A 25,790-nucleotide genomic window follows, 5' to 3' on the forward strand; every position below is an offset into this window, starting at 1 on the left:
TTGATCCGGCTGACGCGAAGGGAATGAAGGGGCACGACGGAAGACATCACTGCTCCTCCGATTCCCGGACGGCGACCATGTCCTCCTCGCTCGCCCGCCCGCTGACCACGCGGTACAAGTCGTAGGCCAGGATGACCGCGGCAGACACGCCAAAAATCACGCCGACCGCGTAGAAGATGGCCATCGAAAGACCGGTGGCCGGCGCGCGATCATCGAGGTTGATGATGGTCTGGCGCCAGCTCCCTGACAGCAGCAGCCAGTCGGCAAACAGCATCAGGCAGTAATTGAGGACAAAGCAGACGCGCTTGCCGGTGGCCGACAGTTTTCGGATCAGGGTGTCGACGCCGAGATGGGCGTGCTCGCGCAGCGCGACGATCGCGCCGAGAAACGTCAGCCAGACCAGCAGCCAGCGCGACAGCTCCTCGGAGATCGCGATGCCCGAGTTGAAGCCGTAACGCAGGACCACGTTGCCGAAGACCAGCACCACCATGACCACGAGACAGGCGGCAATGACGCCCTTGAGGAGCGTGCAATAGAGATCGAGAAATCGCGCCATGTGAGCCGTCCAGGCAAATGAGGGGCGAGAGCCGGCCCAAGGACCCGCGATGGGCCGGCTCCGCCGTCTGCGTAACGAAGAAGTCGACTACTTCACGTCCTTGCGGATGCGCTCGATCTCGTCGTTGAAGATCTTCACTGTCTCCGGCCGAAGATTGGCCGAGATCTTGTCGACGACCGGCTGCGCCGTCTTGCGCATGCGGTCGGTCTCCTCAGGGGCGATCGTGTTGAACTGCATGCCCTTGGCCTGCAATTCCGCGAGCGCCTTTTCGGTCTGGATGCGCGTCTGGTCCTTCTGGTAGCCACGGCTTTCCTCATAGGCCTCGCGCATCAGCCGCTGCTCGGTCGGCGACAGCTTGTCCCAGAACGCCTTGCTCACCAGGATGATGTTGAGCGTGAAGGTGTGGTTGGTGGCAGAGACGTATTTCTGCACCTCGTAAAACTTGTTGGAGAGAATGACCGTGTAGGGATTTTCCTGCCCATCGACGGTGCGCGTCTCCAGCGCCGAATAGAGCTCGCCGAACGCCATCGGGACCGGATTGGCCTTAAAGGCACCAAAAGTTTCTAAATAGACCGGGTTCGGGATCACGCGCAGCTTGAGGCCGCTGAAATCCTCGAGTTTTGTGATGGGACGGGTGCTGTTGGTGACGTTGCGGAAGCCCAGGCCCCAATAGCCGAGCGCGACCAGCCCCTTCGAGGGCAGGGTATCGATCATCGCCTTGCCATAGGCGCCCGTGCCCAGCGCGTCGGCCTGCTCGACGGTGTTGAAGAGGAACGGAAAGTCGATCAGCCCGAATTCGGGCACGACGGTCGCGAGCGACGTGGTCGAGGCCGACAGCATTTCCTGGGTGCCGCCGCGCAGCGCCGATTGCTGCTGCAGCTCGTTGCCGAGTTGCGAGGCCGCGAACTCGCGGACCTTCATCTTGCCATCGCTCTTGGCCAGCAGGATCTCGGCGAATTTCTTCACGCCCATGCTCACGGGGTGATCGGTGTTGTTCAGGTGGCCCCACCTGATCGTCCGCTCCTGAACCTCCTGAGCGGATGCGCCGACCGTCAGCGCCACACAGACCGCCGTCGCAGACAGCGCCCGTACCAACAAGCTCATCGTTTTACCTCCCTGTTCGATCGGGCACGAACGGCGGCTTAAGCCATTATTTTCTGCACCCTCAGCTTAACCAAAAATCATACATATATTTCAGAGTCAAATGATGATATCTTTTTCATCTGATGTTTTTCAATACATAGGACGAGTGTATCTGCTATATGCTGGCAACATTGATGGTTCGGCCGGGGGCGCCGGGCCGACCAAGAAGGCGGGATCGGAAAAGCATGACGTCACTGGAGGGACGGCCCCTGTCGGCGGGCGACAGCGGCTATCAGCGCATCAGGTCCGACATCATTTTTGGCGTGCTCACGCCGTCGGTGCGGCTCAAGCTCGATGCGATGAAGGAGGACTACGGCGTCAGCATCTCGACGCTGCGCGAGATCCTCAACCGGCTGGCGTCGGAAGGTTTTGTGGTCGCGGAAGGCCAGCGCGGTTTTGAGGTGGCGCCGGTCTCGATCCAGAACCTGCGCGAGCTCGCGGACTTGCGCATCCTGCTCGAGCATCATGCGATGACCGAGTCGTTCCGCGCCGGCGACGTGGAATGGGAAGGCCGCGTGGTGTCGGCGCATCACAAGCTGGCGGCGACCGAGCGCACCATCCGCACCGACGGCGACGACCCCGAGCTGCGCAAGCGCTATGACGGCGAATTCCACCAGGCGCTGATCTCGAGCTGCGGCTCGCGCGAGCTGATGCACGCCCATGCGGTCGTGTTCGACAAATATTTTCGCTATGCGCTGCGCTATCGGGGCACGGAGACGGTGAACCAGCACAAGGCGCTCCTGGACTGCGCGCTGACGCGGGACATCACGCGCGCCAAAGCCGTGCTCACCGAGCACATTAATGGCTGCGTCGCCTACGCCCTCTCCTCCTGGAACGAAGGCTGATCGCTTGCGATCGCCCGGAACTACAGATGCAGCCCGAGACTCCCTTCTCCGCCGCGAGGCTTGACGCCCTGCTCGATGCGTCAGGCATCGACGTCCTCCTCGTCACCTCAAAACACAACATCCAGTACCTGCTCGGCGGCTACTATCACTTCCAGTTCGATTACATGGAGGCGATCGGCATCAGCCGGTACCTGCCCGTCTTCGTCTATGTGAAGGGCGCGCTGGATAAATCCACCTATATCGCCAACCGCAACGAGCGCGACAGCGTCCAGAACAGGATCGACGCAGGCCATTGGATGCCGCCGGTCGTGTTCGGATCGTCAACCACCGTCGAGGCGATGACGCTTGCAGTGAAGCACGTGAAGGGTGTTGCGATATCTGCGCTTCGTGTCGGGGTGGAGATGTCGTTCCTGCCGGCGGATGCGGCCGAGGTGCTGCGGAGGGAGCTCGGCCACTGCCGGCTCGTCGAGGCGATGCGTCCCCTTGAAAAGTTGCGTGCAGTCAAGACTGCGGCTGAGCTCGACATTCTCCGCGAGGCGTCCGAGCGCGTCGTCGCCTCCATGATGGATACGGTCAAGCGCACCCGTCCCGGACAGAGCAAGCGCGAGATCATCGATCATCTGCGGCGGGCAGAATTGTCCCGCGACATGGTCTTCGAATACGCGCTGGTGACATTGGGGACGAGCCTCAATCGCGCGCCCTCCGAACAACGTCTTCAACCCGGCGACATTATCTCGCTGGATTCGGGCGGCAATTACCGGGGCTATATCGGCGATCTCTGCCGGATGGCCGTGCACGGGGCGCCGGACGGCGAACTCGTCGATCTGCTCGCCGAGATCGACGTGGTCCAGCAGGCAGCCCGAATGCCGATCCGGGCCGGGCTCATTGGCAGCGATATCTACGCCGCCGCCAGCGACGCCCTCGCGCGAACCCCGAACGGCAAGCAGATGCACTTCGTCGCCCATGGCATGGGCATCGTCAGCCATGAAGCGCCGCGCCTGACAGCGACCGGCCCCGTTCCCTACCCCGCCGACGACGCCAACGCGCCGCTGGAGGCCGGCACGGTCATCTCGATCGAAACCACACTGGCCCACGGGCGGCGCGGTTTCATCAAGCTCGAGGATACCATTGCCGTCACCTCGAATGGCTACGAGGCATTCGGCGACGGCGCGCGCGGCTGGAACCGGATTCCGGGATGACTCTAAATTCGATCCCCGCGCACAAGGTCGAAACCGCGGTCGCCGCGTCCGACATCCTCGGCGAGACGCCGTTGTGGTGCGACCGATCCCGAAAACTGTGGTGGGTCGATATCGACGGGCGCCTTCATCAGTCCTTCGATCCGGCGACGGGTGAGCATCAAGTCCGGCCTTACGATTGCCAATTCCTCGGCAGCCAGGCTCTGACGGCGGATGGCGCCCATCTCCTCGCGCGGGATTTATCTCTCCACCATCGCTCAGCCGACGGCTATCTCTCACGTCAAGTTTGTGAAGTCGAAAGCGGCCTGGACAACCACCTCAATGACGGACGCGTGGACGCGCGCGGCCGCCTGTGGATCGGCACCATGGACAACCAGCTCCATCGACCGAACGGGTCGCTCTATCGCGTGACTGGCGATGGTGAGGTGACGCCCGTGTTCAGCGACGTCATCGTGACCAACGGAATTGCGTTCTCGCCCGACAACCGCACGCTCTATTTCACCGACACGCGGCGATACTGCACCTGGCAGTTCGATTTCGATCTCGATGACGGCGCGATCCGCAACAGACGGCTGTTTGCGGACTATCGGTCCACGCAGGAGCGACCGGACGGCGCCTGCGTCGACAACATAGGCGGACTATGGACGGCGTTCTTCTCTCACGGTCGCGTGGTGCGCTATCGGCCCGACGGCCGGATTGACACGGTCATTCCGTTGCCCGTGACCAATCCGACCTGCGCATGCTTCGGAGGCGACGACCTGAAGACGCTGTTCGTGACCACGGCCAGAAAGTTTCTAACTCCCGAGCAGCTCAGCATCGAACCTCAGGCAGGCCATGTGCTCGCCGTTCACGGGATCGCGCAGGGTCTTCCCGAACACCGCTTCGCCAATCCGGGCTGAGAATCCGCCAATCGCCAGCTCCGTATCGAAGTATCACGGGTCCTGATGGCTGATGGCCCAGACGTAGGCCGCGACGGCATCGACATCCTCCGGCTTCAGGTCGCCATCCATTCCGGGGGCCACCGCCATGTTGTGCAGGATCGTGCGCTTCAGCTCTCTGACGCTGCCGTCGCTCCAGACGAACATGCCGGCCGTCAGGTCGTTGCCGTTTGGCGTGCCCTTTCCATCGATGCCGTGACAGACACTGCACTGCCCGTTGGCGGCCTCGCCGTGAAACACACGATCGCCATGCACGACGTGGTCCCTGGTATAGCCCGATGGCACTGGAAGCGTGGTCGCTGGAGGTCGTATCTGCTCTCTGTAGATGCTGAGCGGCGGCGTAACGAGCCTCAACTCGTCCGCCTGCGCTCTTGGCGCGCTGAGCACGGCGAGAAACATCGCGCACGCCGCCATAGGCACCGTGGATCGCGTTGCCATGATTGCCTCCCGATCTTGGTCGCGCCCCGCCGCGAAGCGCCGACGGCAACGCACTGGCTGAAGGGGTGTTACTCCAGAATGATCACGGTTGGCTCGCCGGACTTGCGCCTCGGCAAATGCGGCTCGGGCGAGTTCATGATCAGTTCCAACACACTCAGAAACGTATCGAGGATCAGTGCGGGCAAATAGAACATGGCCATTTTGCACCTCAGACTTTCATTATGACGCCCCCGCCGATCACGTCACGTCCGACAACACGCAACGCCGCCTCCGGCATTTTTGCGAACGCGGAGGCGACGGGATCATATTCAGGCCAGGAAGCGCGGCCGGGTAAATGGGACCAAGGTAGGAGGCGTGTCACATTTCAAAACTTCCAGTTGAACTCCGCCTTCACGCCATTGTCGTTCACGCGCTTGGCAAACTGCCCCGAGTAGCTGACGCCGAAGGTGGCGTTGCGGGTCAGCGCAAGGTCGAAGCCGGCTTCGACGGCGGCGGCGTCGCGCGCGATCGTCAGGCCGGCCACGGTGAAGACGTTGCTCCCGGCGAAACTCATGGCGGTCGCCGGCGTCACATCGCCATAGGCGTGGCGCCAGCCGAGCATCCCTGTCCAGCGCGCATCCAGGCCGCCGAGCTCGAAGCCGACCGCGCCGCGCAAGCCGAGCGTGGAGAAGCCGACGCTGCTGCTCGCTGCGGCTCCCGTCAGCGCGGCGATGCCGCCGGCCTCGGTGAAGGCCTTGCTGCGCGTATCGACATAGGCGAGCGCCGCGAACGGCTCCAGCGCCGCCCTCCTCGACAGATCGATCCGGTAGCCGAGTTCGCCGAACGCCTGCGCCGTGGCCGCCCCGTAGCCCGCGGAGAGATGGTCGGTGAAGCCGGGGATCGCGACCGACCGGCTGGCGCCGATGTGGTGCCAGCTATAGGCCGCGCCGCTGCGGAAACCGATCGCTCCCCACTGCGCGCCGGCAAAGCCGCCGACATGATAGCTGTCGACCGACGCGCGCGATGCGTCGCTCGCGCTGCTCAGGTTCGCATGCGTGTAGCCGCTCAAGGCGCCGACGCGCCAATCGTCACCGATGCGGGAATCGATGCCGGAGAAGAAGCCGCCGGTGTTGTGCGACAGCGCCGCCGCATTGCCGTCGCTGCCGGCCTGCCCCCAAGAGCCGATCACGCGGCCCCACACCGCAAACGCGGCATCGGGCTTCACCGTCGCCGGATCAGCCGCATAGGCCATCGCCGACCGGCCGCCGGCCCCAACCGCGCTGAAGGCCTCGCGCAGCCGATCGATCGCGGCAGCGCGCACGAAGCGGCTGTCCTCGACGAGAACGCCCAGCGTCGAAGGATGAATCTCGCCGGAGAGCTGATCGAAGGCCGTGCGCGCCTGCGCGGCATTGAGCGTGACCACCGCATTCCAGAGCGTGTTGCCGTAGCCGAACGGATCGACCGCTCCGCCGGTTGCAGCCTGGTTGCGCGTCCCACCGACGCTGGCAAAGCTCGCCACATTGCGTGTCATGGTCAGGTAGACGTCATTGGCGTCGTAACTCAGCGACGGCGTCAGGAACGCCGCATCCGACGTCACGCCGGCAAAGGTGCCGGTGACGCCGCTGGCCGAGGTGAGGATCGTATATTTGGTGCTGGGCGCATAGCTGCCGGCCTGCACCTGGGCCTGCACCGTGCCGCCGTTGATCGTGGTCGTGGTGCCGACGACCAGCCTGTCGGAATTGCCCTTGGCATCGAGCTGCACCTGGTAGAACGAGCCGCTTGCGAAGCTGGCATCATTGGCAACGGTGAGCGTGCCGATCGAATTGCCGGGGGCGACGATACCGCCCTTCGTCACGTCGAGCGTGCCGATCGTGCCAGTGCCGCCGAGCGTTCCGCCATTATGAACGCCAACATTGCCGTTCGCCAGCCAACCGTTGATCGAGAGAATGCCACCCGCAACGCCCACGAAGCCCGTGAAGCCGCCGGAGTTCCCGGTCAGGATGGTGTGGCCGGCAAAATTGTCGACGTTGCCGTTGCCGGAGATCGGCACGGAGAACGTATAGGCGGTGCTGGTGTGGTTGAAGATGAGACCGCCGGTGCCGTCGCCGAACTGGACGCCGCTGGCCGTCAACGTACCGGGCGCCGTCGCCGGCGTGCCGCCGGTCAGCGAACCAATGTAGAGGTGGCCGTTCGAACCCGATTGCTCCGCGATAACTACCTTGCCTGCCGCATTCACGGCGCCGCCGTTGTTGATGGTGAGGACGCTGTCGTTGTTTTTCCCGATGATCAGCGAAGTGCCGCCGATGGTCGAAGAGACATTCAGCGCCGACCCGGCCCCGCTCACCGCCGCGGAGCCCAGTTCGCCATATTGGACGTTGACCGCGCCGCCATTGACGACGTTGAGAACGGCCTTCGCGCCGGCGGGTTTGTTGGACCCGACGTAGATTTGATCGGCTTCTACAACCGAGCCGGCGCCGTCGACGGTCAGCGTGGCGGTCCCGGTATTCATACCGACGCCAAGGCTGTGGCCGGCGACCAGCTTGCCGCCGGCGCTGACGTCGACCGTCGCGTCCCCGCCGATGCCGATGTTGAAGTCGACGGAGTTGCCGATGCTGACGTATTGCGACCCCGCGCCCTTGATTGAGAGACTGCCGCTGCCGCCCGCCTTGAAGCCGATATTGGTATTGCCTGCCTCGGTCACGACACCACCGTTCGAGACCGTAATGGCGCCGGCTCCAAAGCTGCCGTCATAGAGATTGCCGCTCAGATCGAGGCGCGAGCCGCTTCCATCGACCGTGACCGTGCCGCTGCTGCCGGCGGCCGAGCCGACGGCGGCGAATCCACCTGTGACCTTCCCGCCGGCAAGGACGTTCAGGAAACCGGTGCCCGCCTTTCCGACCGTAACGGCACCGACCGTTGTGTTCGTGCCTGCCCCGGTGACTGTGAACGTCCCCGAACTGTCGGCCCCGACGCCCATTGTCAGGCTCCCGGTGATCGTTGCCCCGGACTGGACGGTGAGCGTGCCCTGGCTGTTGGCCTGGGAGCCCACGTAGATATTGTCGGCAGTCAGGGACGCAGAATTGCTGAGGGTGGCAAAACCCTTTCCGGCGTAGCCGACATGAAGGCCGCCGCCACTGCCGGCGACCGAATTGATCGCAAGCGTTGTGCCGCTGCCCGACAGGTCCAGCGTACCGCTTGCGTTAACGGTGTTGCCCAGTGTCACGTTGCCGCTGACCACGCCGCTCGCGCCGGACTGGAGATTCAAGGTGCCGGTGCCCCCCTGATCGCCAATGAAGACGTTGCCGGTGCCTCCCGAGCCGACCTGGACCTTTGAGCCGGCTCCGGTGATGGTGACAGTGCCGCTTGCGCCGCTCGCGTAACCGAGGCCGAGGTAAAGGCCTGCGCCGAGCGTTCCCCCATTGGTGACCGTGACCGTGCCTTTCCCGGACGAGCCGACGGTGACGGCGTTTGCGGAAAACCACGAGTTGGCACCATCGACCGTGACGATGCCGGTGCCGCCGCTCGCAGCGCCGACCACCGCGGCATTGCCGCCGAGCGCCTTGCCGCCGTTGGTGATGTTGATCGTGCCCGTGCCGCTATTGCCAACGGTCAGGGTGCCGTTGACCTGGAGCTTGGAATTCGTCCCGTCGATGGTCGCAAGACCGGTGGATCCACCCTGGGTGCCGATGACAACGTTCGTGCCGCTCACCCAGGAACCGTTCGAGAGATCGAGCGTTCCGTTGCCGGACTTGCCGACCTCCAGCAGGGACGCGCCCTGCAACACCCAACTGGCCGTACTTCGCATTGTGACCACGCCGGTGCTGCCCGCCGCGTCGCCGATGCTGCTGCTGCCCCAGCTGGTCAACTGCAGGCCGTTGCCAATATAGAGCGAGCCGCTGCCGGCGGTGCCGACGAACAGGGATCCAGTGGTCCCCGCCATGCCGGTCACAAGCATCGCGGGGGCGTTCGTCGTGTTGATGGTCACCGTGTCGGCCATGCCTGGCACTGCGATGCCGGTCCAGTTGACGGGTGACTGCCAATCCGTCGTGCTACCGATCCAGCTCACATTGCCGGCAAACGAAGATGAGGCGCTCGCAACTGCAACCAGCGCGGTGGAGCCGAGGAGCGCGGCCAGACGGCGAGACGAACGGGACTCGAGCATGAAAATTCCTAAGCAGAGGACGGCATTCTCCTCGTGCGACAGTCCGCGCCTCGCGAGCGAGGAACTGCATCGCGGCTCCTACTGGTGCCCGGTGCTGGCTGTTGCCGAGTTGCGATCAGCTAGCGCGCGGCGGTCCGATCGTCTTGGTCTGGACAGCACTGCTTTTGAATTCTGACGGAATGCCAATAACTTCCGTGCCGACGAGGCTTTGCTGCAACAGCGCGGATGCGCGCGTCGCGGCATCTTCTTGGACAGGGCGCGACCCGATTTGACCTTTACCGCACTCGCCATTCACGTGGCCGCGTTGCGTACTCTGTCGGGCGCGCGACGAAGGCGGTCCTCAGCCCGTTCTTCGGCCGCGCCGACGGCGCGCACCGACACGCCCGGTCGCGGACATCACCCCTCCGGCACACCAGCAAGGCGCAAGCCTTCGGCGACGCGCTCTCGCCTGGCGAGGTAGATTGGGTCATCGCTTTGTGGATTGAGACGGTAACGCCGAACGGTGAAGGTCGGATCGAGCACAAGTCCGGCCTTGGTGGCGGCCCTCGCCTCGTCAAGCGAACCGAGCCGCGCGAGTGCCGCGCCGAGCGCGAAATGCGCGAGGGGATAGTTCCGGTTGGCCTCGACGCTGCGCCGGAACCAGACGACGGCTGCAGCATCTGCCATGACCTGTAGTCTTGCGAAGCCAACCATCATGAGCCAATCGAAGGCGAACATATCGCGCGGCGAAAGGCGAAACGCCACATCCATATGCGCGTCGATCTCGGACCCGCGCCCCATGTAGAACTTACCCATCCCGATCTGCGCATGCGCCTCGGCCAGATTGCGATCCAGCTCCAGCGCCCTCTCGCACTCGGCAATGCCTTGGGCGCCGCGATTCGAAGCCATCAGCACAGTGCCCATGTAGAGATGGGCCATCGCATGGTTCGGAGCGACAGACAGCACCTTCATCAGCGTCGCCTCGGCAGTCGCAACAAGCGCGGCCTTGTCATCACTCATGTGCGCAACGCCGACCAGCAGATCCACAACGGCGGTCCAGATCATCGCCTCGAGGTTGTCCGGATCGAGGGCAAGCGCCTGCTCGAAAAGCCCGCGAGCCTTTACCGCATGTTCAGGCGTCCAACCCTTGTACAACGTGGTCTTGCCCTGGAAATACAGGTCCATCGAACTGGGGTGCGGAGATCGTTCCGATCGCCTTGCCTCCTGCTCAGTGAGCTCGGCCTGCAAGGCATTGGCGAGCCTCGATACGATCTCGTCCTGCATGTCGAAGAGATCGGCGATCGTCTTGTCGAAACGATCTGCCCACAGGTGCGCGCCGGTTTCCGCATCCACAAGCTGAACGTTCACCCGAAGGCGGCTTCCGCTTCGTTGAACCGATCCTTCGAGCACATATCGCACACCCAGCTCTTGTCCGATCTGCTTGAGCTTCGTCGGCTTTCCCTTGTAGGTGAAGGCGGTGTGCCGGCCGATCACGAACGAGCCCCGAATGCGTGACAGGTCCGTGGTCAGGCTCTCGGTTATGCCGTCGGCGAAGTAGTCCTGCGCGGGATCGCCGCTGAGGTTGGAGAAGGGCAGCACAACGATGGACAGATGCGGCGGTGAAGCCGAGGCGGGCGCGTCGCGGCCAGCCGCGCTCCCGACACCGGCGGGAGCTGCCCGACCCGGCGCTTCCCGCACCGAACCGACGAAGCGAAAACCCTTGCGCGGCAGCGTCTTGATCAGGCGCTGCTCTTCGCCGCAATCGCCAATGACGGTCCGAGCCGCATTCAGGCGGGTCGTCACCGCTGCATCGGACACGATGCGTCCGTTCCAGACCGACTCCACCAGATTGTCCTTGCTGACGACGCGGTCCCGGTTTCGGATCAGATAGTCGAGCAGGTCGAACACCTGGGGAGCCGTCGGGATCAGTTCGGGCCCGCGCCGCAGCTCGCGCTGATCAGTGTCGAATGAGTAGTCCTCGAAGAAATAGCGCAAGGTCCACTCCTCCGGTTATCTCCCCGACTGTCTCAAGCCTCGACGCTACCGTGAGAAATATGGCCCCGGTTGGAGAAATGTAAGCCGGCTACGTCTCCTGCAGCGCAGCCTAGCACCCCATCCGGTCGGCAATGCCGCCGAAATCCCTGGCGACGATGTCCCAGCTGCCGGTGGCTTCGAAGTCCACCTTCTGCAGCGGACCGTACTCGGTCGGACGCGCGACGAAGGCGGTCTTGAGACCGTTCTTCTGTGCGGCGGCGAGATCGTTGTTGTGGGCGGCGACCATCATGACCTCCTCGGGCTTCAAGCCCAGGAGGCGCGCGGCGCCGAGATAGGTTTCGGCGTCGGGCTTGTAGTGCTCGAACAATTCCGCGGACATCACGAGATCCCACGGCAGCCCCGCGAACTTCGCCATGTTGGTGAGGAGTGCGACGTTGCCGTTCGAGAGCGGCGAGATCACGAATTTGGTCTTCAGCCGCGTCAGGCCGGCGACGCTGTCGGGCCAGGGATGCAGGCGGTGCCAGCCTTTTGTGAGGTGATCGAGGTCGGCCTCGGTGAGGCCCTTGATCGCAAACTTTTCGACAAGCTTGTCCAGCGAGCGGCGGTGCAGGACGTCGAGCATGACGTAGCCGCGCTCGGGATGCTTTCGTACGTTGTCCATCGAGGCGACGTACATGCCGCGCCAGCCGTCGACCAGCGCGGTCCAGTCGGCAGTGATGCCGCGGCCCTTCCCCCACCACATGAAGTCGGTGATCAGGCTGGTGCGCCAGTCCACGACGGTGCCGAACACGTCGAACACCAGCGCCTTCACGGAGGACAGGTCGGACATGTGCGCATTCTCGTATTTTTATCGTTGTCATTCCGGGGCGCGACGAAGTCGCGAACTATGGTGCGCAATTGCGCACCAGAGAATCTCGCGCAACAACTTCTGGATTCCGGGTTCTCCGGGCCGCGCTTTGCGCGGTCCCGTCGCCCCCATTGCGCACTTGCGCAATGGGGAATGACGCTTCGCGTCAACCCAGGTAGAACTTCTCGAGCTGCCGGTGCTCGGCCTTGATGTAGCGCACCGTGCCGGTGACGGAGCGCATCACCACCGTCTCGGTCTCGATCACGCCATCCTTGCGGAACTTGACGCCCGAGAGCAGCGAGCCCGTGGTGACGCCGGTGGCAGCGAACAGGCAGTCGCCCTTGGCCATGTCCTCGATGCCGTAGATCATCTTGGGATCGTTGACGCCCATCTTGGCGGCGCGCTCGCGCTTCTCGTCGGAATCCAGGATCAGGCGGCACTGCATCTGGCCGCCGATGCAGCGCAGCGCGACCGCAGCCAGTACGCCCTCGGGCGCACCGCCGGTGCCGAGATACATGTCGACGCCGGTGTTGTCGGGGTCGGCGCAGTGGATCACGCCGGCGACGTCGCCGTCGGTGATGAGACGTACCGCGGCGCCGGTCGAGCGCACGCTCGAGATGATGTCGGCATGGCGCGGACGGTCGAGCACGAGGACCGTGATCGCCTCGGGGGCGACGCCCTTGGCTTTCGCAAGGCGGTGCACATTGTCGGCGGGTGTGGCGTCCAGCTCGACCACGCCCTTGGCGTAGCCCGGACCGATCGCGAGCTTCTGCATGTAGACGTCGGGGGCGTGCAGCAGCGTGCCGCCGTCGGCCATCGCCATGGTGGCGATCGCGCCCGGCATGTTCTTGGCGCAGAGCGTGGTGCCTTCCAGGGGATCGACGGCGATATCGACCTGCGGGCCGGCGTTCATGCCGACCTTTTCGCCGATGAAGAGCATCGGCGCCTCGTCGCGCTCGCCCTCGCCGATCACGATCGTGCCCTCGATCGGCAGCTTGTTGAGCTCGCGCCGCATCGCATCCACCGCGGCCTGGTCGGCCGCCTTCTCGTTGCCGTGCCCGCGCAATCGCGCCGACGACACCGCCGCCCGCTCCGTCACGCGCACGATCTCCAGCGTGAGAATACGCTCGAGCAACGCGTGCGGCGGGACTGAAATATGGGTCGACATTTGGCTTACTCCTTCAAAACAGCTCAGCGCTTCAATTCGCGTCACGCGCGTTCGTTCGAACGGCACTTCAGTTTGAGCATGATCTCATCGGAAAACCGCTTCACACTTTGCGCTAGCGCGGCCCTCCGGGTGCGGATCATGCTCTAGTTTTTCTCGATCCTGATCACCTGCGGCCGACCGCTGATCACCTTGTCCTTCTGCACGGCGGCAAGCGCACGGCGGACGGCGTCCTCATGGGTCGCATAGGTAATCAGAATGACGGGCACGGGAGAAGTTTTGCCATCGGCCGCCGCACTGCCTCCATTGGGATGGCGCTGCACGATGGATTCGATCGAAATCTTCTGCTCGGCGAGCCGGGTCGCGATCGCAGCCGCGGTGCCCGGGAAATCGCGTGCCAAGAGGCGGATGTAGTAGCCGCCCTCATGCCGCTCCATCGGCGCCTTCTTGGTGTCGCGGAGCTGCGCCACGGGCCGGCCGAACGGCTTTGCGCGGATGCCGCGCGCGACGTCGGCGATGTCGGCCAGCACTGCTGACGCGGTCGCAGCACCGCCGGCGCCGGGACCGACCAGCGTGATCGGAGGGATGCCCTCGCCGTCGATCGTGACCGCATTGGTAACGCCCATCACCTGCGCGATCGAGGAGGATTTTGGAACCATGGTCGGATGCACGCGCTGCTCGATGCCCTTGGCGGTGCGCACGGCAACGCCGAGCAGCTTGAGGCGGTAGCCGAGATCGTCGGCGGCGCGCAAATCTTCCGGCGCGATGGAGGAGATACCTTCGACATACACGGCGCTTTGAGCAACTTTCGTGCCGAAGGCGAGGCTCGCCAGAATCGCGAGCTTCTGTGCGGTGTCATGGCCGTCGACGTCGAAGGACGGATTGGCCTCGGCATAGCCGAGCCGTTGCGCATCTTTCAGACATTCGGCAAACGACAGGCCCTCCTGCTCCATCCGCGTCAGGATGTAGTTACAGGTGCCGTTGAGGATGCCGTAGACGCGGTTGATGCCGGTGGCAGCTAAGCCCTCGCGCAGCGTCTTGATGACGGGGATCGCGGCACCGACCGCTGCCTCGAAGTTCAGCGCGCCGCCGTGGTTTTCGGCAGCCTTGGCGAGCTTCAGCCCGTGCTTGGCGAGCAGCGCCTTGTTGGCGGTGACGACCGACTTGCCCGACTTGAGCGCCGCCTCGACCGCGGACAGCGCGGGATCGCCGGAGCCGCCCATCAGCTCGACGAAGCAGTCGATGCCGCCGTGCGTGGCCAGCGCGAGCGGATCCTTGACCCATTCGACTCCGCGCAGATCGACGCTGCGCTTCTTGGCCTTGGAGCGCGCGGTGACGGCAACGACGCGGATGCCGCGGCCGCTGCGGCCCGAGAGCACGCGGGCCTGGGATTCAATGAGACGGACAACTTCGGCGCCAACGGTGCCGAGCCCCGCGATACCCACTTTCAGGGGTGCGACCATAACTAACGAAAACCTGCCGGAAAGAATTAACGCCGATTGGCGAGCGGAACGACGTTGTGCAACGTTTCGATGCCGCTTTCAAGGAAGCGACGCACGCCGCGCGCGGCCTGCCGGATACGCTGCTCGTTTTCTACCATGGCGATGCGGACATATCCTTCACCATGCTCACCGAAGCCGACGCCGGGCGACACCACCACGCCTGATTTCTCCACCATCAGGGTGGCGAATTCCATGCTGCCGACGCTGCGGAACGCCTCCGGCAGCGGCGCCCAGGCGAACATCGAGGCCTCCGGCGGCGGGATCTCCCAGCCGGCGCGGCCGAACGATTCCACCAGCGCCTCGCGCCGCTTGCGATAGGTGTCGCGCATCTCCTTGATGCAATCGTCGGGGCCGTTCAGCGCCGCGGTTGCCGCGACCTGGATCGGCGTGAACGCGCCGTAGTCGAGATAGGATTTGACGCGCGCCAAGGCTGCGATCACGCGCTCATTGCCGACCGCAAAGCCCATGCGCCAGCCGGCCATCGAATAGGTCTTCGACATCGAGGTGAACTCGACGGTGACGTCGATCGCGCCGGGCACCTGCAGTACGGAGGGCGGCGGGTTGTTCTCGTCGAAATAGACTTCGGCATAAGCAAGATCCGACAGGATCAGGATCTCGTGCTTCTTCGCGAAAGCCACGAGGTCCTTGTAGAAATCCAGGCTCGCGACATAGGCGGTGGGGTTCGAGGGATAGCAGACCACGAGTGCCAGCGGCTTCGGGATCGAATGCACGATCGCCCGCTCCACCGCCTCGAAGAATTGCGGCGTCGGTTCCGACGGCACCGAGCGGATCACCCCGCCCGCCATCAAAAAGCCGAAGGCGTGAATCGGATAGCTCGGATTCGGACAGAGGATCACGTCGCCCGGCGCGGTGATTGCCTGCGCCACGTTGGCAAAGCCTTCCTTGGAGCCCAGCGTCGCGACGATCTGGGTGTCGGGATTGAGCTTCACCCCGAAGCGGCGAGCGTAGTAGGCGGCCTGGGCCTTGCGCAGGCCGTTGATGCCGCGGGACGCCGAGTAGCGGTCGGTGCGCGGCTTGCCCAGGGTCTCCTTCAACTTCTCCAGCACGTGCGGCGGAGCCGGCAGATCCGGATTGCCCATGCCGAGGTCGATGATGTCGGCGCCGGCGTTCCGCGCGGCCGCCTTGGCCCGGTTGACCTGTTCGAACACGTAAGGCGGCAGACGGCGGATGCGGTAAAATTCTTCCATGGGTCCAGACTTCGGTTCGTGAGCTCCGAACAACCGGCTGGGGCAGAATCGGAGGCCGCATGACCGGCCTTCCAAGGGGCTGTCGTCGTCACCACAAATCAACTCAAAATCAAATACTTAGAGTTGAATTGGGAGAGACTCGATGAATTCCCCTGCCCTGACTTTCGGCTGAATTGATGTGTTGTAGCACGGACGGGCTGGCACGCCAGCCGTTACCTTGCCTGAGATTATTTGGCCTGAGATCATTTGGCCTGAGATTATTTGGCGTCCTTGCCGGCCGTGGCCTGGCGGGCACGCGCGGCCGTCAGTTCGGCCTCGATCTTGGCGCGCTGCTCGGGTGTGATCGCTGCGGCCTCGTCGCGGGCCGGAGGGAGATCATGGACCGGCAGGTAGGTGCCGACTTCCCGCGGGCGCGGCTGGGCATCCGCCGGCGTCAGATCGGCGATCTGGCTCGAACAGCCCGCAAGCCCAAACGACGCCGTTAGCAGCGCGCCGAGCGCAAGCCGCCTCCATCGCCGGTCCACCCGCGCCAACACTTGGAACGCCACCACTTGGGAAATCCCCTACTCCCAGCCCCAGGCCAGACTGAGCTTACTCGCCGCGCGGATCATTGTCGCCCCCAATGACCTGCGCCCGATCAACGAAGCCCGTCGTTGCGGCTTCAATGTGACAGAACCAAGAAACTTTGTCGCACTGCAACACATCTTGGAGAGCAATTAACCCCGAACATGCGAGCTTCGCGGTGACGAACGCGGAATGAATCTGTAGTGTTTTCTCCATGAGTACCGTCACGACCGACAAGCCGACCGAGACCAAATTCGATGCCGAAGCCTTCGCGATGAATGTCGCGCGGGCCATGGAGAACGGGGGCAAGGCGCTCGCCGCCATGCTGCAGCCGCGCGACGGCGCCACCGTGCAGGACCGGCCGCCGCCCGAGCTGACCGAGATGGTCAAGACCTTCACCGCGGTCGCCGAATACTGGCTGTCGGATAACGCGCGCAGCTCCGAGCTGCAGACGAGGCTCGCCAAGGACTATCTCGACCTCTGGGGCACCGCCGCGCGGCGCATGGCCGGCGAGCAGGTCGCACCCGCGATCGATGCATCTCCGCGCGACAAGCGCTTCGCCGACCCGGAGTGGAAGTCGAACCAGTTCTTCGACTTCATGAAGCAGCTCTATCTGATCACGACCAAGCGCGCCCATGAACTGGTGCAGGACGCCGATGGCCTCGATCCGCACACCCGCCGCAAGGCGGAGTTTTATATGCAGCAGGTCACCAACGCGCTGTCGCCGTCGAACTTCGTGCTGACCAATCCGGAAGTGCTGCGCGAGACGGTCGCGACATCGGGCGACAATCTGGCGCGCGGCCTGAAGATGCTCGCCGAGGACATCGCGGCCGGCAAGGGCACGCTGAAGATCCGCCAGTCCAACCCGGACAATCTCGAGCTCGGCGTCAACATGGCGACGACACCGGGCAAGGTGATCTTCCAGAACGAGATGATGCAGCTCATCCAGTACTCGCCGACCACGGAGAAGGTGCTGCGCACCCCGCTCCTGATCGTGCCGCCCTGGATCAACAAGTTCTACATCCTCGATCTCAAGCCGGAAAAATCCTACATCAAATGGTGCGTCGACCAAGGCATCACGGTGTTCGTGATCTCCTGGGTCAATCCCGACAAGCAGCTCGGCAACAAGAGCTGGGAAGACTACATGAAGGAAGGCCCGCTCACGGCGATGGACGTGATCGAGAAGGCCACCGGCGAGCTGAAGGTGCACACCGCCGGCTATTGCGTCGGCGGCACCATGCTCGCGACCACGCTGGCCTGGCTTGCCGAGAAGCGCCGCCAGCGCGTGATGTCGGCGACGTTCTTTGCCGCCCAGGTCGACTTCACCCATGCCGGCGACTTGCTGGTGTTCGTCGACGAGAACCAGATCTCGGCGCTCGAGCGCGACATGAAGGCCGCCGGCGTGCTGGAAGGCTCCAAGATGGCGATGGCCTTCAACATGCTGCGCTCCAACGATTTGATCTGGTCCTACGTCATCAGCAACTACCTCAAGGGCCAGCAGCCCAGCGCATTCGACCTGTTGCACTGGAATTCGGACGCCACGCGCATGAGCGCGTCGAACCACTCCTACTACTTACGCAACTGCTATCTGGAGAACCGCCTTTCCACCGGCACGATGGTGCTCGACAACACGCTGCTCGATCTCTCCAAGGTCAAGGTGCCCGTCTACAACCTGGCGACCCGCGAGGACCACATCGCGCCGGCGGAGTCAGTGCTCTACGGCTCGCAGTTCTTCGGCGGCCCCGTGAAATACGTGCTGTCGGGCTCAGGCCACATCGCCGGCGTCGTCAACCCGCCGGCCTCGAACAAGTACCAGTACTGGACCAACGACGACATCAGGGATGTGACCGTGGCCCAGTGGATGAAAGGCGCGCAGGAGCACAAAGGCTCGTGGTGGCCGGACTGGCGCGAGTGGCTCAGCAGCATCAATTCCGAGGAGGTGCCCGCGCGCACCGTCGGCAGCGAGGCCCTGCCCCCGATCGAGGACGCGCCCGGCAGCTACGTCCGCGTTCGCGCATAGCGCGAGGACGCGCGTCTCTGTATAACTAAGGCGCGATGAGATCAGGACGAATCGTCATCGCGCCTTAGCTTTTTGTCTGAGCATGATCTTTTCGGAAAACCGCTATGCACTTTTCCGGATCATGCTTTAGCCGACCGAGATGAATCGAGGGGAAACGGTATGACGCGCGAATTGTTCTGGCTGACGCTGACGGTGATTTTGACCGGCATCCTCTGGATTCCCTACATCATCAACCGCGCTCAGGTCCGCGGCCTCTCCGGCGCCATGGCGAACCCCTCGCGCAACGACAAGCCGCATGCCGACTGGGCCAACCGCCTGATGTTCGCGCATGACAACGCGGTCGAGAACCTCGTGATCTTTGCGCCGCTGGTGCTGATCCTCAATTCGATCGACTATTCGACCAAATGGACCGTGCTCGCCTGCGCCGTGTATTTCTGGTCGCGGGTCGCACATCTGATCGTCTACGCAATCGGGATCCCGGTGTTCCGCACGCTGGCCTTCACCGTCGGCTTCATCGCCCAGGCCGTGCTGGCACTGGCGATCTTCAAGGTGGTTTGAGCGCGCGTCCCGGAGGCGCGCCAACACGAAGCGATGCATAGCGAATCCAGCCGCGACTTCCTCCAGTTCCACGACTTGGGCGCGGACACCATCCTATCCATCATCGAGCGCGCGCAAGTCCTCGCGGCGGCGTGGGATGACCGTGTCATGCCGCCGAGCCTGGCCGGCAAGCGCGTGGCGCTCATCGTCGACGACGGCGGATGGCGGAATACGACGGCCTTCGATCTCGGCATCCAGGCGATGGGGGGCATCTGCGTACGCTCGCCGGTGAGGTTCAATGCCGCCGAGACAACGGCCGATCTGGCGAGATATCTCGACAACTGGTTCGACGTCCTGGTCGTACGAACCAGAGAGTTGTCGGCGCTGCGCGAGCTCGCATCAAGCGCCGTCGCGCCGGTCGTCAACGCGAGAACGCGATCCAACCATCCTTGCGAAACGCTCGGCGATCTCGCCCATGTCTGGAGCAAGAGGACCAGGCTCGATGGCCTGAAGATCGTCGGCGTGTCCCCCTCCGCGAATATCCTCCGATCGTGGGTCGAGGCCTCGATCGCGCTGCCGCTCCAGGTGACGCAGGTCTATCCGAAAGACTGGCATATCAAGGACATCGCGAGCGCGAACTTCATCGCCAGCACCAACCTAGACGCCCTGTTCGATGCGGACGTGATCATCACGGATTGCTGGCCTGACGGCGCACACGCGGATCAGCTCTTGAACTATCAGGTGTCCGCATCGCTGCTGGAGCGATGCCGCCCGGACGTCATGTTCCTGCCTTGCCCGCCCGTGACGCGAGGCCAAGAGGTCAGCGAAGACGCGATGTCACATCCCGCTTGTCAGAGCCCGGCTGCAAAAGCCTATCTTCTGCACGCACAGAACGCCCTGCTCGAATGGATCGCCGCATAGCCCTGGCGAGATTGCCGCGGCGCCGACCGTTCGCGATCTTCAAGGTGGTTTGAGGCATCCGAAAAGGAGCTGCAGGCTCCTGCAATCCGAGGTACCATCGCACGGGTTGAGGCAACCGAAGCGAAGGATTGCTGATGCGGACCCTTTTGCCAGCCGTCGCAATGCTCGCGCTCGCCGGATTTGGCGGCGAGGCGCAAGCGCAATGCCCCGAACTGACCCGCCTGCGCAGCGAGGCCGTCGAGGCCACAAAGCCGATGAATCGTGGATTGATGCCGGGTCGTTGCGATGCCTACATTCGCGCATCGCTCGCCTGGAGCGCCGTGGTCGACTACGCGAGCGACCATCGGGACGTCTGCGATATTTCCGACCGCTCGCTCGGCGAGTTCGAGAGATATCGCCGCGACGCCGTGACGGCGCGCAACAACGTCTGCGCCGGCCGCCCGATTCGGCCGTTTCCGGCAGAGATCATTTTGCGCTGAGCGACGGCACGGCGGCGACGGCCGCCGTCCGCTCCTGCGGACGCACCATCAGGTAGAGCGCGGCGACGTGCGTGATCATCAACAGCGGGACGTAAATGATCGGGATCGCATATGCGGCGCCCAAATCTCCGGCGTGGGCCGGGAGGCCGAGTTGGATCGCGTGATAGTAGTCGACGATAATGTCGATTGCTCCGACGAGATTGAAGGCGACAACGAGCAGCCGGAAGAGCTGACGTACTCTCACGGCCAGGAGCGCCAGCATGGCGAGAACTCCGGTCGCGAGATCGGCATAGGCCGCGAAGGTCGCGAACTCCTCCGGCAGATTGCCGACGACGCCCGGAAGGATGAACACGAGTCCGAAGAAGCGGAAGCTGTGCAAGGTCGCGATCGCGCGCTGCGCTTCGACCCACTCGATCGACGTCAGTCGAGGCCAGACATAGACGGCGAAGCAAAGCAGCCAGGCGACATAGCCCAAGACGAGTTGGATGCGGAAAAGCGTTTCCGTTGACATGTGGTGTCCCTGTCGGAAGCAGATGAGTGCGGTGTCGAACACCGCGGCGGTCCCTCGTTTGAGAGACTATGACCGCTTCCTGCGAGCGACTATCCGCGATAATGTCGATGGGCCATGAAGCAAAACTTCACAGTTCGACGCGGCGCGCTCGACGGGGTGGAGGCATTCCTCAGGGTTGCCCAGCACAGGAGCTTCCGCCGGGCAGCCGCCGAGCTCAGGGGGACTCCATCTGCGGTCAGCCAGGCCATCCACGCGCTTGAGGCGCGCGTCGGCGCGGCGCTGTTTATTCGCACGACGCGCAGCGTCGGCTTGTCCGAAGCCGGCGAACGTTTCCTGTCGCGGGCAAAGCCCGCCTTCGAAGAGCTCGTTGCCGCAAGCGAAGCTGCGCGCGAGCTGGGACAGCGGCCGGTCGGATTGCTGCGCCTCGCCGTCCCTCGTGCGGTCGTCCCGCTGATCCTGGAGCCGGTGATCGCCTCATTCTGCCAGGCCTATCCCGAGATTGAAGTGGAGATTGCCGCGAGCGAGGAAATGGTGGATCTGGCTGCGGGCGGCTTCGATGCCGGCATCCGCCTCGGCCAGTTCATCGCGCCCGACATGGCGGCCGTGCGGCTGACGGCGCCCTTCCCGCTCATCGTCGTCGGGAGCCCCGCCTATTTGCGCGGGCGGAAGCGGCCGGCGGACATCGAGGATCTGCGTGATCACGCCTGCCTGCGGGTGCGTCGCTCAAACGGATCAATCGCGCCGTGGCCCTTTGTGGATGGCAACAAAACGCTCGAAGCCATCGTTTCAGGGCCGCTCATCGCGCACGATTACTCCACGCTACTCGGAGCGGCGATCCAGGGGGTGGGCCTGGCGCAGGTGCCAGCTCCGCTCGCCAGGGCGCCGATTGCCGACGGGCGATTACTTGCACTTTTGACGCCTTTTGCGGTCACGAGTCCTGGGGTCTTTCTCTATCATCCGGGAAAACGCCAAGTCTTGCCCAGGCTCCGGGCCTTCATTGAGCACGTCAAATACCGGAGCGCCCAAAAACCGCGCGCAGCGACGAACTCTCTTGCGCGCAAGAAAGCGGGCTGACGATCGCCATCGAATTGCGAGACCTGGATGGCCGGTACAAGCCGGCCATCCAGGCGCATCGTTTCCTCGCCTACCCCTCCGGCAGCCCCAGCATCAACTGCATGTTCTGCACGGCGGCGCCCGAGGCGCCCTTGCCGAGATTGTCCAGCCGCGCGACCAGCACCGCCTGGTGGTACTTGTCGCTGGCGAAGACGTAGAGCTCCAGCATGTTGGTCTCGTTGAGGGCCTCCGGCTCGAGCCGGCCGGTCTTGGTCGCCTCGTTCTGCAGCGGCATCACCGAGACGAACTTTGAGCCGGCGTAACGCCTGGCGAGCGCGGCGTGCAGATCAGCACCGCTCGGCTTGCCCGGCAGCGTGTCGAGCTGCAACGGCACCGAGACCAGCATGCCCTGCCGGTAGTTGCCGACGGAGGGAATGAAGATCGGCCGCCGCGACAGCTTCGAATAGAGCTGCATCTCCGGCAGATGCTTGTGCTCGAAGCCGAGACCGTAGAGCTCGAACGACGGCGCGCTGCCGTCCTCGAAGCTTGCGATCATCGACTTGCCGCCGCCCGAATAGCCGCTCACCGCGTTGACGGTGACGGGATAGTCCGGCGGCAGCAGGCCGGCATCGACGATCGGCCGCAGCAGCGCGATCGCGCCGGTCGGATAGCAGCCGGGATTGGAGACCTTCTTCGCGGCCCTGATCTTGTCGGCCTGGTCGGGCGCGAGCTCGGCGAAACCATAGGCCCAGTCCGGCGCGACCCGGTAGGCCGTCGAGGCGTCGAGCACCTTCGGCCCCGACGCGCCCATGCTGTCGATCAGCGCGACCGTTTCCTTGGCGGCATCGTCAGGCAGGCAGAGAATGACGAGATCCGTCTCCTCCATCAGCGCCTTCTTGGCCGCGGGGTCCTTGCGCTTGTCGTCGGGAATCGTCTTGACGACGACGTCGTTCGACAGCCGCAGCCGCTCGTTGATGCCGAGCCCGGTGGTGCCGGAGCCGCCATCGACGAACACGGCGGGTTTGGTGGCAGCACCCGCGGTCGGCGCCTGCTTGGTGTCGGTGAGGCTCATGGTACGCTCCTTTCGAGCTTGTTGGTTTCGCCTGCAAACGCGTCGGGCCGCGCCTGCCGCATCAGGTCCGCAATCGCTTGCGAGCCGGGATCAGTCTGCGAGTCGAGCGCGACCGCAACGGCCGCATAGTCAGCTTCGGACTTGTGCTGGTTGAGCTTGAAGCTGCCCTCGACCTCTTCGACCGTCATCACCAGACCCACGATCGCCTTCTTCATCGCTTCGAGCCGTCCTGCCGTCATCTTGCCTGACGTCCACGGCTTCTTCGGCAACAACCAGTCCTCGAACTTGGCGCTGAGCGTATCGACCTGCACCGCCAGCTCAGCGTCCGACAGAGCGCGCACCGGCCCTGTCAGATGCACCGACTGGTAGAGCCAGGTCGGCACCTGGTCCGGCGAGACGTACCAATCCGGCGATACATAGGCATCCGGACCGTTGATCGCGAACAGCCAGGACGCCTGCCCGTCCGCCAGCTTTACCAGCGGATTGTGACGGGCAACATGAAAGGCGGCCTGCGGCGTGCCGTCGGCGGCGTAGGTCAGATAGAATGGCAGCGCAGATGCGACGGGCTTCTTGCCGTCAAAGGCGCAGACGGTGCCAAAACCGCGCGCGTCCGCAAATCTGAGGCTTGCGGCGCGGTCCTGCTTGAAAAAGGGCGGTGTGTACATCTCGAACTCCTGGCTGGGCCTCCTAAGGGGGCCGCCGGATCAGATCGCACTGACAGGAGAAAGAATGCCGCGGATCGGGTCCAGCGGCAAAGACGATGATCTCAAACGCGATCGACCGCCCAAACCGCAGAGCTGCGGCGGCGGCGACGGGCGAACAAAATGGTCGCGGCGTTGATCATGGCGCGCGGCTATAAGGCCGGCGGGTTCCCCGGTCAAGCCCAAATTGCTGCGACACAACAGCAGCGTGCCATCAGCAAGATGCGCGCTAAATTGGAAGTTGTAGCGGAATTTCCTTTCGCAAAGGGGGTTCCGGAGTACGACTGACGTCGCCAGACTCCGCCAGTCCGTGCCATCAGCGCAACGAAGCCCCAGGATACCAGATCAGGACCCTGCCATGACCAAGATTACCCGTCGTGCCACGCTAGCCGGCGCCGCCGCCTCGGCGCTGCTGCCCTTCGTGAAGACGCCGCCCGCCTACGCCGCGGCGCCGCTGGCCGAGAAGCAGAATGCGAGCTTCTACCGCTACAATGTCGGCACCCACCAGGTCACCGTGGTCTGCGACGGCGTGTCCACCGTCAACCTCGCGGACAATTACGCGGCCGGCGCCACCAAGGACGAGATCAACAAGGTCTTTGCCGAGCACCATCTGCCGACCGACAAGGTGACCCACACCTTCAATCCGGTCGTCGTCAACACCGGGCCAAAACTCGTCGTGATCGACACCGGGCTCGGGCCCGACCAGTTCGCGCAGACCAAGGGCAAGGTCGGGCAGTTCCACAACAACCTCGCCGCCGCCAGCATCGATCGCGCGGCGGTGGACACCGTCATCATCTCCCACTTCCACGGCGATCACATCAACGGCCTGCTCGCCGCCGAGAACAAGCCGGCCTTCGCCAATGCCGAGATCCTGGTGCCGGCGGTGGAGTGGAAGTTCTGGATGGACGACGGCGAGATGAGCAAGGGAATGGGCAATCCCATCCTCGAAAACAACTTCAAGAACATCCGCCGCGTGTTCGACGCGCTCGGCCGCAAGGTGACGCAATACGAATCCGGCAAGGAGGTCGCACCAGGCATTACTGCGGTCGCGAGCCCCGGGCACACGCCGGGCCACAGCTCCTTCGTCGTCGCGTCGGGATCGGAGAAGGTGCTGGTGCAGGTCGACATCACCGCGGGTGCCGCGTTCCTGTTCGTCAAGCATCCCGAGTGGAATATCGCCTCCGACGTCGACAAGCCGCTGGCGCAGGCGACGCGGCGCAAGTTGTACGACATGGCCATTGCCGAGAAGATGCCCATCCAGGCCTTCCACGCCGCTTTCCCCGGCCTGGTCCGCGTCGAGAAGGATGGCGCCGGCTATCGCTGGATCCCGTCGATCTGGAACGCCTCGCTCTAAGGCATTCCCGTGTGCTGACCGGGCGGCTCGCCTGCCCGGTCAGATCACGCGCCAGATCCATTCCATGATTTTTGCCATGACGTCGCCGAACAGAAGCAGCACCGCCGACCACACCAGCGCCGAGATGAAATTGGCGGCCTGAAAGCTCCAATACGGCATTTCGAAAATGCCGGCGGCGAGCGGGACCGAGGCGCGCAAGGGTCCGAAGAAGCGGCCGATGAAGATGCTTGGCACACCCCAGCTCTTCACGAAGGCTTCGCCGCGCGGCAGGAGGTCCGGATAGCGCGACAAAGGCCACATCTGCGCGACGTGCTCCTTGTAGCGGAAACCGAACCAGTAGGAGACCCAGTCGCCGAGCGCAGCGCCGAGGCCACCGGCGATCCAGACCGGATAGAAGCTGATGCCGCTGACGCCGATCAGGGCACCGATTGCGACCAGCGCGCCCCAGGCCGGGATGACGAGCGAGATGAAGGCGAGCGATTCACCGAACGCCAGCAGGAACACGATCGGTGCGGCCCAGGCTTGATGCTCGCGCACGAATTCAGCCAGTGCGTGCGCATACTGCTCCATCTCTAAAAATGCCTTCCCCGCCCCGCCGTGTGTCCAGACCGCGGTCCTGCCGCGT

At 64.0% G+C, this 25,790-nt stretch carries 25 protein-coding genes; 10 read left to right on the forward strand and 15 right to left on the reverse strand.

From position 1 onward, the window contains the following. Nucleotides 1-46: 46 nt before the first annotated feature. Complete coding sequence (locus tag KUF59_RS23540) at nt 47-556, reverse strand: TRAP transporter small permease (protein WP_212459847.1); 510 nt, start codon at nt 554-556, stop codon at nt 47-49. Nucleotides 557-643: 87 nt separating this feature from the next. Then, on the reverse strand, nt 644-1,660 hold the full coding sequence (locus KUF59_RS23545) for a TRAP transporter substrate-binding protein (protein WP_212459846.1): 1,017 nt from the start codon (nt 1,658-1,660) through the stop codon (nt 644-646). A 224-nt stretch (nt 1,661-1,884) separates the two neighbouring features. Here KUF59_RS23545 and KUF59_RS23550 point away from each other — a divergent pair, with 224 nt between their 5' ends. The 3 genes from KUF59_RS23550 to KUF59_RS23560 are packed head-to-tail and all read left to right on the forward strand — an operon-like array spanning nt 1,885 to nt 4,639. Continuing rightward, the gene (locus tag KUF59_RS23550) at nt 1,885-2,544 is read left to right on the forward strand and encodes a GntR family transcriptional regulator (RefSeq protein WP_212459845.1); all 660 of its coding nucleotides are present in this window, start codon (nt 1,885-1,887) and stop codon (nt 2,542-2,544) included. A gap of 26 nt (nt 2,545-2,570) precedes the next feature. Further along, complete coding sequence (locus tag KUF59_RS23555; RefSeq protein WP_212459844.1) at nt 2,571-3,743, forward strand: M24 family metallopeptidase; 1,173 nt, start codon at nt 2,571-2,573, stop codon at nt 3,741-3,743. Further along, entirely contained in the window at nt 3,740-4,639 is a 900-nt protein-coding gene (locus KUF59_RS23560; RefSeq protein WP_258767195.1) for an SMP-30/gluconolactonase/LRE family protein, read from the forward strand. Before KUF59_RS23555 ends, KUF59_RS23560 begins: the two co-directional genes overlap by 4 nt. A gap of 33 nt (nt 4,640-4,672) precedes the next feature. On the opposite strand, the gene KUF59_RS23565 is transcribed toward KUF59_RS23560, so the two are convergent. From KUF59_RS23565 to KUF59_RS23605, 9 genes are all read right to left on the reverse strand, one after another. After that, on the reverse strand, nt 4,673-5,116 hold the full coding sequence (locus KUF59_RS23565) for a c-type cytochrome (RefSeq protein WP_212459842.1): 444 nt from the start codon (nt 5,114-5,116) through the stop codon (nt 4,673-4,675). Between the two features lie 68 nt (nt 5,117-5,184). Next, the gene (locus KUF59_RS23570; protein ID WP_258767196.1) at nt 5,185-5,316 is read right to left on the reverse strand and encodes a hypothetical protein; all 132 of its coding nucleotides are present in this window, start codon (nt 5,314-5,316) and stop codon (nt 5,185-5,187) included. A 164-nt stretch (nt 5,317-5,480) separates the two neighbouring features. Beyond that, nucleotides 5,481-9,257 (reverse strand): autotransporter outer membrane beta-barrel domain-containing protein, encoded by a 3,777-nt coding sequence (locus tag KUF59_RS23575; protein ID WP_212459841.1) that lies wholly within the window; start codon nt 9,255-9,257, stop codon nt 5,481-5,483. Between the two features lie 396 nt (nt 9,258-9,653). Then, nucleotides 9,654-11,231: a winged helix-turn-helix domain-containing tetratricopeptide repeat protein gene (locus KUF59_RS23580; protein ID WP_212459840.1), complete on the reverse strand. Its 1,578-nt coding sequence runs from the start codon at nt 11,229-11,231 to the stop codon at nt 9,654-9,656. A gap of 109 nt (nt 11,232-11,340) precedes the next feature. Continuing rightward, nucleotides 11,341-12,060, reverse strand: a complete 720-nt coding sequence (locus KUF59_RS23585; RefSeq protein ID WP_212459839.1) for a haloacid dehalogenase type II — start codon at nt 12,058-12,060, stop codon at nt 11,341-11,343. A gap of 184 nt (nt 12,061-12,244) precedes the next feature. Next, on the reverse strand, nt 12,245-13,246 hold the full coding sequence (glpX, locus tag KUF59_RS23590) for a class II fructose-bisphosphatase (RefSeq protein WP_212459838.1): 1,002 nt from the start codon (nt 13,244-13,246) through the stop codon (nt 12,245-12,247). 143 nt (nt 13,247-13,389) lie between these two features. Next, nucleotides 13,390-14,706 (reverse strand): homoserine dehydrogenase, encoded by a 1,317-nt coding sequence (locus tag KUF59_RS23595; protein WP_212459837.1) that lies wholly within the window; start codon nt 14,704-14,706, stop codon nt 13,390-13,392. Nucleotides 14,707-14,732: 26 nt separating this feature from the next. Next, nucleotides 14,733-15,953, reverse strand: coding sequence for an LL-diaminopimelate aminotransferase (locus KUF59_RS23600; RefSeq protein ID WP_212459836.1), 1,221 nt, complete (start codon nt 15,951-15,953; stop codon nt 14,733-14,735). A gap of 257 nt (nt 15,954-16,210) precedes the next feature. Beyond that, on the reverse strand, nt 16,211-16,489 hold the full coding sequence (locus KUF59_RS23605) for a hypothetical protein (protein WP_408918122.1): 279 nt from the start codon (nt 16,487-16,489) through the stop codon (nt 16,211-16,213). Nucleotides 16,490-16,731: 242 nt separating this feature from the next. Between KUF59_RS23605 and KUF59_RS23610 the strand changes: the two genes are divergently transcribed. The 4 genes from KUF59_RS23610 (at nt 16,732) to KUF59_RS23625 (ending at nt 20,474) form a co-directional block, all read left to right on the forward strand. After that, the gene (locus KUF59_RS23610; RefSeq protein WP_212459835.1) at nt 16,732-18,537 is read left to right on the forward strand and encodes a PHA/PHB synthase family protein; all 1,806 of its coding nucleotides are present in this window, start codon (nt 16,732-16,734) and stop codon (nt 18,535-18,537) included. A gap of 159 nt (nt 18,538-18,696) precedes the next feature. Continuing rightward, nucleotides 18,697-19,095, forward strand: coding sequence for an MAPEG family protein (locus tag KUF59_RS23615; protein ID WP_212459834.1), 399 nt, complete (start codon nt 18,697-18,699; stop codon nt 19,093-19,095). A gap of 33 nt (nt 19,096-19,128) precedes the next feature. Then, nucleotides 19,129-19,995, forward strand: a complete 867-nt coding sequence (locus KUF59_RS23620; protein WP_212459833.1) for an ornithine carbamoyltransferase — start codon at nt 19,129-19,131, stop codon at nt 19,993-19,995. A 134-nt stretch (nt 19,996-20,129) separates the two neighbouring features. Then, complete coding sequence (locus KUF59_RS23625; RefSeq protein ID WP_212459832.1) at nt 20,130-20,474, forward strand: hypothetical protein; 345 nt, start codon at nt 20,130-20,132, stop codon at nt 20,472-20,474. On the opposite strand, the gene KUF59_RS23630 is transcribed toward KUF59_RS23625, so the two are convergent. After that, nucleotides 20,461-20,985 carry a hypothetical protein gene (locus tag KUF59_RS23630; RefSeq protein WP_212459831.1) on the reverse strand — a complete coding sequence of 175 codons (525 nt, stop codon included), beginning with the start codon at nt 20,983-20,985 and terminating at the stop codon, nt 20,461-20,463. The genes KUF59_RS23625 and KUF59_RS23630 overlap by 14 nt on opposite strands. A 114-nt stretch (nt 20,986-21,099) precedes the next feature. Here KUF59_RS23630 and KUF59_RS23635 point away from each other — a divergent pair, with 114 nt between their 5' ends. Beyond that, nucleotides 21,100-22,059, forward strand: a complete 960-nt coding sequence (locus tag KUF59_RS23635; RefSeq protein WP_258767198.1) for a LysR family transcriptional regulator — start codon at nt 21,100-21,102, stop codon at nt 22,057-22,059. Nucleotides 22,060-22,129: 70 nt separating this feature from the next. Here the strand turns inward: KUF59_RS23635 and argC are convergent, their stop codons facing one another. Next, the gene (argC, locus tag KUF59_RS23640; protein ID WP_212459829.1) at nt 22,130-23,110 is read right to left on the reverse strand and encodes an N-acetyl-gamma-glutamyl-phosphate reductase; all 981 of its coding nucleotides are present in this window, start codon (nt 23,108-23,110) and stop codon (nt 22,130-22,132) included. Then, nucleotides 23,107-23,775 (reverse strand): FMN-binding negative transcriptional regulator, encoded by a 669-nt coding sequence (locus tag KUF59_RS23645; protein WP_212459828.1) that lies wholly within the window; start codon nt 23,773-23,775, stop codon nt 23,107-23,109. The genes argC and KUF59_RS23645 overlap by 4 nt, the downstream gene beginning before the upstream one ends. 159 nt (nt 23,776-23,934) lie before the next feature. Here KUF59_RS23645 and KUF59_RS23650 point away from each other — a divergent pair, with 159 nt between their 5' ends. Both KUF59_RS23650 and KUF59_RS23655 read left to right on the forward strand, forming a co-directional pair. Then, nucleotides 23,935-24,099 carry a hypothetical protein gene (locus KUF59_RS23650; protein WP_212459827.1) on the forward strand — a complete coding sequence of 55 codons (165 nt, stop codon included), beginning with the start codon at nt 23,935-23,937 and terminating at the stop codon, nt 24,097-24,099. A gap of 70 nt (nt 24,100-24,169) precedes the next feature. Next, complete coding sequence (locus tag KUF59_RS23655) at nt 24,170-25,165, forward strand: MBL fold metallo-hydrolase (RefSeq protein WP_212459826.1); 996 nt, start codon at nt 24,170-24,172, stop codon at nt 25,163-25,165. Between the two features lie 39 nt (nt 25,166-25,204). On the opposite strand, the gene KUF59_RS23660 is transcribed toward KUF59_RS23655, so the two are convergent. Then, nucleotides 25,205-25,735 carry a DedA family protein gene (locus KUF59_RS23660; protein WP_212459825.1) on the reverse strand — a complete coding sequence of 177 codons (531 nt, stop codon included), beginning with the start codon at nt 25,733-25,735 and terminating at the stop codon, nt 25,205-25,207. Between the last annotated feature and the right edge of the window lie 55 nt (nt 25,736-25,790).

Origin of the sequence: Bradyrhizobium arachidis, from assembly GCF_024758505.1 — a bacterium.
In the GTDB taxonomy this organism is placed as follows: Bacteria; Pseudomonadota; Alphaproteobacteria; order Rhizobiales; family Xanthobacteraceae; genus Bradyrhizobium; species Bradyrhizobium manausense_C.